Source organism: Acinetobacter sp. YQ_14, assembly GCF_043102985.1.
GTDB lineage: Bacteria > Pseudomonadota > Gammaproteobacteria > Pseudomonadales > Moraxellaceae > Acinetobacter > Acinetobacter venetianus.
Map to the genome: position 1 here is coordinate 139,291 of NZ_JBICJJ010000022.1, position 7,423 is coordinate 146,713.

7 protein-coding genes and 1 pseudogene are annotated in these 7,423 nt (G+C 38.0%); 4 read left to right on the forward strand and 4 right to left on the reverse strand.

Going from position 1 to position 7,423, the window contains the following annotated elements:
- Window positions 1-130 precede the first annotated feature (130 nt).
- The 4 genes from trxB (at window position 131) to ACF8D3_RS11515 (ending at window position 4,402) form a co-directional block, all read left to right on the forward strand.
- Window positions 131-1,081: a thioredoxin-disulfide reductase gene (gene trxB / locus ACF8D3_RS11500; protein ID WP_004881084.1), complete on the forward strand. Its 951-nt coding sequence runs from the start codon at window positions 131-133 to the stop codon at window positions 1,079-1,081.
- Window positions 1,082-1,183: 102 nt separating this feature from the next.
- Entirely contained in the window at window positions 1,184-2,740 is a 1,557-nt protein-coding gene (locus ACF8D3_RS11505) for a class I SAM-dependent methyltransferase (RefSeq protein ID WP_392471605.1), read from the forward strand.
- Window positions 2,741-2,826: 86 nt separating this feature from the next.
- On the forward strand, window positions 2,827-3,558 hold the full coding sequence (aat, locus tag ACF8D3_RS11510; protein ID WP_392471607.1) for a leucyl/phenylalanyl-tRNA--protein transferase: 732 nt from the start codon (window positions 2,827-2,829) through the stop codon (window positions 3,556-3,558).
- Between the two features lie 28 nt (window positions 3,559-3,586).
- Window positions 3,587-4,402, forward strand: a complete 816-nt coding sequence (locus ACF8D3_RS11515; protein ID WP_061518922.1) for an arginyltransferase — start codon at window positions 3,587-3,589, stop codon at window positions 4,400-4,402.
- On the opposite strand, the gene rimI is transcribed toward ACF8D3_RS11515, so the two are convergent.
- The 4 genes and pseudogenes from rimI to ACF8D3_RS11535 form a co-directional block, all read right to left on the reverse strand.
- Window positions 4,388-4,849, reverse strand: coding sequence for a ribosomal protein S18-alanine N-acetyltransferase (rimI, locus tag ACF8D3_RS11520; protein WP_392471609.1), 462 nt, complete (start codon window positions 4,847-4,849; stop codon window positions 4,388-4,390). The two genes, ACF8D3_RS11515 and rimI, sit on opposite strands and share 15 nt — an antisense overlap.
- A gap of 92 nt (window positions 4,850-4,941) precedes the next feature.
- Window positions 4,942-5,826, reverse strand: a complete 885-nt coding sequence (locus ACF8D3_RS11525) for a metal-dependent hydrolase (protein ID WP_019385023.1) — start codon at window positions 5,824-5,826, stop codon at window positions 4,942-4,944.
- Window positions 5,827-6,040: 214 nt separating this feature from the next.
- Window positions 6,041-6,922 (reverse strand): metal-dependent hydrolase, encoded by an 882-nt coding sequence (locus ACF8D3_RS11530; RefSeq protein ID WP_007481212.1) that lies wholly within the window; start codon window positions 6,920-6,922, stop codon window positions 6,041-6,043.
- 201 nt (window positions 6,923-7,123) lie between these two features.
- Window positions 7,124-7,423, reverse strand: a pseudogene (locus ACF8D3_RS11535) (elongation factor Tu); the annotation flags it as partial.

Below are 7,423 nucleotides of genomic sequence, written 5' to 3' on the forward strand. Positions count from 1 at the left end.
TTGTTAACATCCAGCCTTGATATAGCCCAATTCGATTGAGTTAATCAATATTATCCTGATGGATTTAACCCACTCCCCTGTGGTTTCACGTATAATTTTACCAGTTTCAATATAAAAAGGATGTTCTTTAATGAGCGCTCGTCACTCACGGTTAATTATTTTGGGCTCTGGACCTGCAGGCTACAGCGCGGCGGTATATGCTGCTCGTGCAAATTTAAAGCCTACACTGATTGCAGGTTTACAACTTGGTGGTCAATTAACAACGACAACTGAAGTTGATAACTGGCCAGGCGACCCTGAAGGATTAACTGGTCCTGTGCTTATGGAACGTATGCAAGCTCATGCAGAACGTTTCGGTACAGAAATCGTTTACGATCATATCAATGAAGTAGACTTAAAAACTCGCCCATTTGTCTTAAAAGGTGATATGGAAGAGTACACATGTGATGCGTTGATTATTGCAACAGGTGCAACTGCACAATATTTAGGTCTTGAATCTGAAGCTGCCTTTATGGGTCAAGGTGTAAGCGCTTGTGCGACTTGTGATGGTTTCTTCTACAAAAACCAAAATGTAATGGTTGTCGGTGGTGGTAATACGGCCGTTGAAGAAGCACTCTATCTTTCGAATATCGCTGCACATGTGACTTTAGTTCACCGTCGCGATACATTACGTTCTGAGAAAATCTTACAAGACCATCTCTTTGCTAAAGAGAAAGAAGGCAAAATCAGTATTATTTGGAATCATCAAGTTGATGAAGTTCTTGGTGATAAAACAGGTGTAACTTCTGTGCGCATCAAATCAACTCAAGATGCTAGTACACAGGATGTTCAGGTACAGGGGCTATTTGTTGCAATTGGCCATAAACCAAATACAAGCATGTTTGATGGTCAGCTCAATTTACGTGATGGATATATTCAAGTCCATAGCGGAACAGCGGGCAATGCTACAGCAGCTTCTATTGAAGGTGTATTTGCAGCAGGTGATGTTGCCGATAGCGTTTACCGCCAAGCGATCACATCAGCAGGTTCAGGCTGTATGGCAGCACTAGATGCTGAGAAATATCTTGATAATTTAAATTAATTATCTAAAAGTAAAAAAGCCACCGATGTGGTGGCTTTTTTTATTAAATTAAGCATAATCAAAAAAATGACGTATTTTTAAACAAAAAATTGGAAAACATAAATGACAACAACTTGGACCAATGGTTATCAAACTGAAGTTAATTATACCTACGGATATTATCGAGATCTCAGCCCCAATTTTCAAAAGTTCTGTTTATTACTCAATGGAATTGAAAGCCCAGATTTCCAAGAGAATCAAACACATTGTGAATTAGGCTTTGGACAAGGAGTCAGTATTAATATTCATGCTGCTAGTAACATTGCAAACTTTTATGGTACGGACTTTAATCCAGCACATGCAGCACATGCCAATCAACTAGCGGAACAGAGCAAGACCGAACATTATTTTTATGATGATAGCTTTGAAGAACTGCTTAACCGACATGACTTACCTATGTTTGACTCAATCAGTTTGCATGGTATCTGGAGTTGGATTAGCTATGAAAACCAGCACATCATTTTGAAATTTATTCGTAAATTTCTAAAGCCGAACGGCATCGTTTATATCAGCTATAACTGCGTTACTGGATGGGCCGCGAATATGCCTATTCGAGAACTATTTCATAGCCATTTTAAATTTAATAGTAAAAGTACCAACCCACTGCAAAAGGTCAATGAAGCACTTAATTTCAGCGAAAACCTATTACAGCAAAATCCTATTTTCGCCCAGCGCAATCCAAATGCCGTACAAAAAGTCGCAGATCTAAAACAACAAAATCCGAATTATCTTATCCATGAATATTTAAACCAAGATTGGCAATGCTTTTCTTTTCAGCAAGTGGTTAGGATTTTAGATGAAATCAAACTTTCTTATGCTGGTTCTACAGACTTGAATACGCATTTAGACAACATTAACTTTTCAGAGCAACATCAAGCATTCTTAAATGCAATTGAGCACCCTATTTTTAAAGAACAATGTCGTGATTACTTCGCCAATACTCAATTTCGCCGCGATCTGTTTATTCGTGGAAAAAACAACTTAACACCACTACAAGCTCAAGAAAAACTTCGTAAAACTGCTTTTGTTTTATTGACAGCTAAAGAGCAACTTCCGACAAGCATTAATGGTTTATTAGGAACCTTTAATTTAATCGAAGAAATTTATCTTCCTATAGGTGAAATGTTTGCTGAAAGAAAATATGAAGCAATTACGATTGCTGAACTAGAACAAGGCCTTAAGCAATTAAATTATGCCCAAATCTTAAATGCTCTCGTCATTCTCTGTCATTTAGGCTTAGCTCAACCTTGCCAAAACTTAGCACCTAATGATCAAGTTTTACAGCGTTGCCATAAGCTAAACCATTATTTACTCAGTCAAGCAAGCTTCCATCAAAATTATGGTGCTCTCATTAGTCCATTAACGGGTATCGGTATTCCGACCGAACATTTCCATCAATTATTTTATCGTGCACATTTCATTGATGGGCTGAATACTGCTACAGATTTTGCTTATTACGTTCAAGATGTCATCCATCAACTTGGATGGTTGGTATTAGACAAAAAAGGAAATGCTGTCGCTGACAAAAATGAAAGCCTCACCATTATCCAAGAAAAAGCACAATATTTTTTAGATAGCAAGAAATTGCACATCGCCAAACAACTTCGTCTATTTGAATAATTCGATGTTGGAATGGCGATCGAGGTTGATTGCCATTCTATGTTAGTTCAGTTAGCTTAGAATCAGTCCTATTGAATTTTCGTACTATGCAACAATTCCCTCCCTCACAATATATTTTTCCAGATCCTATTGAAGCAGATCCTGAAGGACATGGTTTTATTTGCATCGGTGCAGACCTCTCCCCTTCAACACTATTTGAAGCCTATACACATGGACTTTTTCCGTGGTTTAACCAAGATGAACCGATTTGTTGGTGGAGTCCTGAACCACGCTGCATTATTGACCCAAAAGCTTATAAACCAAGCAAGTCTCTAATTCGTAACATGAAGAAATATGATTATCGCATTACGATTAATCAAGCCTTTGAAGATGTCATCAGATCTTGTTCTTTACCCCGTAGTTATGCAGATGAAACATGGATTAGTGAAGATATTATTGAAGGTTATACCGCCTTATTTGCAGCAGGCTATGCATATAGTGTCGAAGTCTGGCAGCAAGATAAACTGGTAGGTGGCCTATATGGTGTCACCATCGGCAAAGGCTGTTTTGGTGAATCCATGTTTAGCACCGAAACCGATGTCTCTAAAATGGCATTTTATTCCCTAATGTTAATAGGACAAGAAAATCAGCTCCCTTGGATCGACTGTCAATTAGTGAATGAGCATCTGATAAGCCTTGGTGCTAGTACACTTTCTCGCCAAGCCTACCTAAAATCGTTACAAGATGTAATTATTGCCCCCTCTATCAATTGGAAAAATTATCAAGAACGTGTATTTTCAAGTAAAACAATAGCACTTTGTGCAAAATTAAACGGTTAATGGATTAACGCCTTGGAGGGACAGATTAATGAAATCATACCAACCCAAGTCCCTTTTAAATGACTTACAGTATTATATTACGCCACCGCATGACTGTAGCTATCTAGAAAACAAGTCTGCGCGAATGGTGTTTTTAGACCCGATTCATCGCATTGATGTGGTGACATTATCTGAGCTATCGCGTGTCGGTTTCCGACGTAGTGGAGACTTTGTTTATCGCCCCGAATGCCATCTATGTCGTCAATGTTTATCGTGCCGAGTACCTGTACAAGAATTCCAGATGAACAGTAGCCAAAAAAAAGCTTGGCGACGTAATCAAGATTTAAGAATGAGTATCTTGCCAACATCAAAGGCTACTCAAGAACATTATGATTTGTATGAACGCTATATCAATGAACGTCATGCCGATGGTGATATGTATCCTGCAAGTCTCGACCAATTTGAAAAGTTCTTAGTCCACAGTTGTACTGAAAGTTTCTTCATTGAGCTTTGGGAAAATGAAAAATTAATTGCAGTTTCAACGTGTGATTTGATGGATGATGGGCTTTCAGCTGTTTATACTTTCTTTGATCCAGATGAACAACGTCGTTCTTTAGGTGTTTTTGCAATTCTCAAGCAAATTGAATATGTTAAAACCCTAAATCTAGAGTATTTATATCTAGGCTATTGGGTGCCACATTCATCCAAAATGAATTATAAATCGCAATATACGCCACTTGAGTTATTACTTGATGGACAATGGCGAAGACTCAATCGTCCACTTTCAGAAAAAGAAATTCATCAACTCGGAAACTCTTTGATGAGCACATTGCCCTCTGAGTGGAATAATTTAATTATTAAATAACGCTGCAAAATCATCAGTGCATGTTTTGACCATAATCACAGCATGCTCTCTTGATCCATCTGAGTTTGGATAATAGTTTTTGCGTAAATCAATTTGATGAAATCCTGCTTTTTCGTATAAATGAATCGCAGCAGTATTACTTTCGCGTACTTCTAAAAAAATTTGAATCGGATTATTTTTTAATTGTTGAATTGAATAATCCAGTAATTCATAACCTAAGCCCTTTCCTTGCTGATTAGGATGAATCGCCATCAATAATAGATTTGCTTCATCAAGCACAGGCTGCAAAATACAAAACCCGACAACCTGATGATTATGCTCACACACTGTGCATTGATAAGATTCTAAAGATTCTTGAAACTGTTGTTTAGACCAAGGATGCGTTTGAACAAGACACTCAATTGCCGCAACATTATCCAAATCTTTTTCCTGCATCAATCGAATCACAATATCGCACCTATAAATGATTGATGCAGATTATCAGCAATTTAAAGCAAAATGAGAACAAAAAAATGGGCAACTTTCATTGCCCACCTGTATTAATTTGCATTAAAGCCCAATTCAGCACGCCACTTATTCAAAAGGGCTGTAGTATCATCATCATTTGGATGAAACTTCGGTCTCAAAAATGAAAGTAACGTTGGGATTTGGCGCGTCATAAAACCTTTATAACCATACATAAAATTAATCATATACTTGGTGTCACGCCATGTAAGCTTGCCATCAGTTTGCAATAATTTCGCAGTGAAGTACGACTGAGTAATAAAGATTAAACCCATTGCAATGACAAGTGCCAATGACCGCATGAAATAAGCTTTCGCTCCTTGTCCATACATGGCTTCATAAACATCAAAAGCGACTGCTTTATGTTCATTTTCCTCAACCGCATGCCACATCCATAAGTGATACATGGTTTCATCCATGAACATCGACTGAATATCTGGATTACTCAGTAATTCCTCAGCAATCGTAGAAGTAAAATGTTCCAGTGCGCAGGTGCCAGTTAAACCAATCATTTCTTTAGTAAAGCCAAATGGTTTTAAAAGTCTAGATGTAATACCCACAGCACGATTAATTAATCGCCCGGTCTGATCTTCCATTTTGCGCACACCATATCCATAAGCTTCAGCTGAAGCATTAAAAGCCAAGTGCTCTTTTGAATGCATCGCTTCTTGACCAATAAAGGCGCTGATTTCTCTTTGTAATCTTGGATCGGCAAGCTTTGGATCATTTCGCACTGCTCTCGTACTATTTACGAAGAATTGTTCCCCTTCAGGAAATAGTGCTGACAAAGCGGTCATAAAATGCGTTAAAGCAGCATCACCATTTGCCCAGTAGCGAGGTACTTCACCAAACTCAAAATCCATTCTTCGTACAGGGAAACTAGCACCAGCTCGGTTTGAAATATTGACTTTAGCATTCATACCTTCTTCTCCTTAAAGATACTTATTTATTTTAAAAATTCATCTATCTTCTATTTATACGCCCTTTTCTATGCGTGAAATAAGTGCAAATAAGGTCATAAAAGCATCATCTTAGGACATCTAATTATTGTAAAGAGCGTTGTTTTAAAGCATAAAAAAGGAGCAAATGCTTGCTCCTTTTTTTTAACAATTAGTTTTTAAACGCGTTCACAACTTAAAAACCAAGTTTAGCTTTCCAGTCTTTTAATAGTTGAACTGTATCTAAATCATTTGGATGAAAGCGCGGTTTAAAATATGCCAACATTTCACCTGCCATACCTGTAATGATCCCTTTAGAAGGACTATAACCATATTTATAGATCATCCCTAGCTCTTTTAGATTTAGCTTTTTATCTTGTTGCAACAAGCGCAAAGTAAAATAAGATTGTAGGATAAAAATTAGAGCCATCGCGAATACAAGTGCAGTCGTTCTTAAGCTATATGCCTTAAGCCCAGTTCCAAATACGCCCTCGTATACATCATAAGCAACTGCTTTATGCTCATTTTCTTCAACGGCATGCCAGAACCACATATACGACATTGTGTCATCTGTCATCAAATCTTGGATATGCTTGTTGCGCAATAATTCTGAGGCAATCGTCGCAGTAAAATGCTCTAATGCTGTCGTTGCTGTTAGGTCGACCATTTCACGCGTCATACCAAAAGGTTTTACGATTTTTGAAAAATTATTCAATGCAAATTGAATATAGCGTCCCGTAATCTGTTCCAAAGAACGTACATCATGACCATATTTTTGCGCAGAAGCATTGAAATTTACATGCTCTTGGGTGTGCATTGCTTCTTGACCAATAAATGCACTAATTTCTTTTTGTAATTCTGCATTATCTTTAATTGCTGGGTAATAACGTACAGCACGTACAGCATCGATAAATAATTTTTCACCGTCAGGGAATAGTGCTGACAATGCTGTCATAAAGTGTGTAAGACCGGCTGAACCGTCCATCCAATACTCTGGTACTTGATCGAAATCAAAGTTCATACGACGTACTGGAAAACTCGCACCTGCACGATTTGAAATATTTACTTTAGCATTCATGCTGCCCACTCCTTCTGTGGAATCTCTCCACTTAGATACTTTTGTTCATTTTCTTGAGTTTTATATTACGGTTTTATTCGTATCAATTAAGTGCAGTTTAGGACAGCTAAGTATCAGTTTAGGACACTCTTACAGACAAATTGTCAAACAATAGACATAAAAAAACACCCCGATGGGGTGTTTTTTTATTACCTTAGAGGCTTATGCAGTTACTTTAGCAACAACACCAGCACCTACAGTACGACCACCTTCACGGATCGCAAAACGTAGACCTGGGTCCATTGCGATTGGGTGGATTAACTCTACTGACATTTCAACGTTATCACCTGGCATTACCATTTCAACGCCGTCTTGTAACTTGATTGCGCCAGTTACGTCAGTTGTACGGAAGTAGAACTGTGGACGGTAACCGTTAAGGAATGGAGTATGACGACCACCTTCTTCTTTAGAAAGTACATATACTTCCGCATCGAATTTAGTGTGTGGCTTGATTGAACCTGG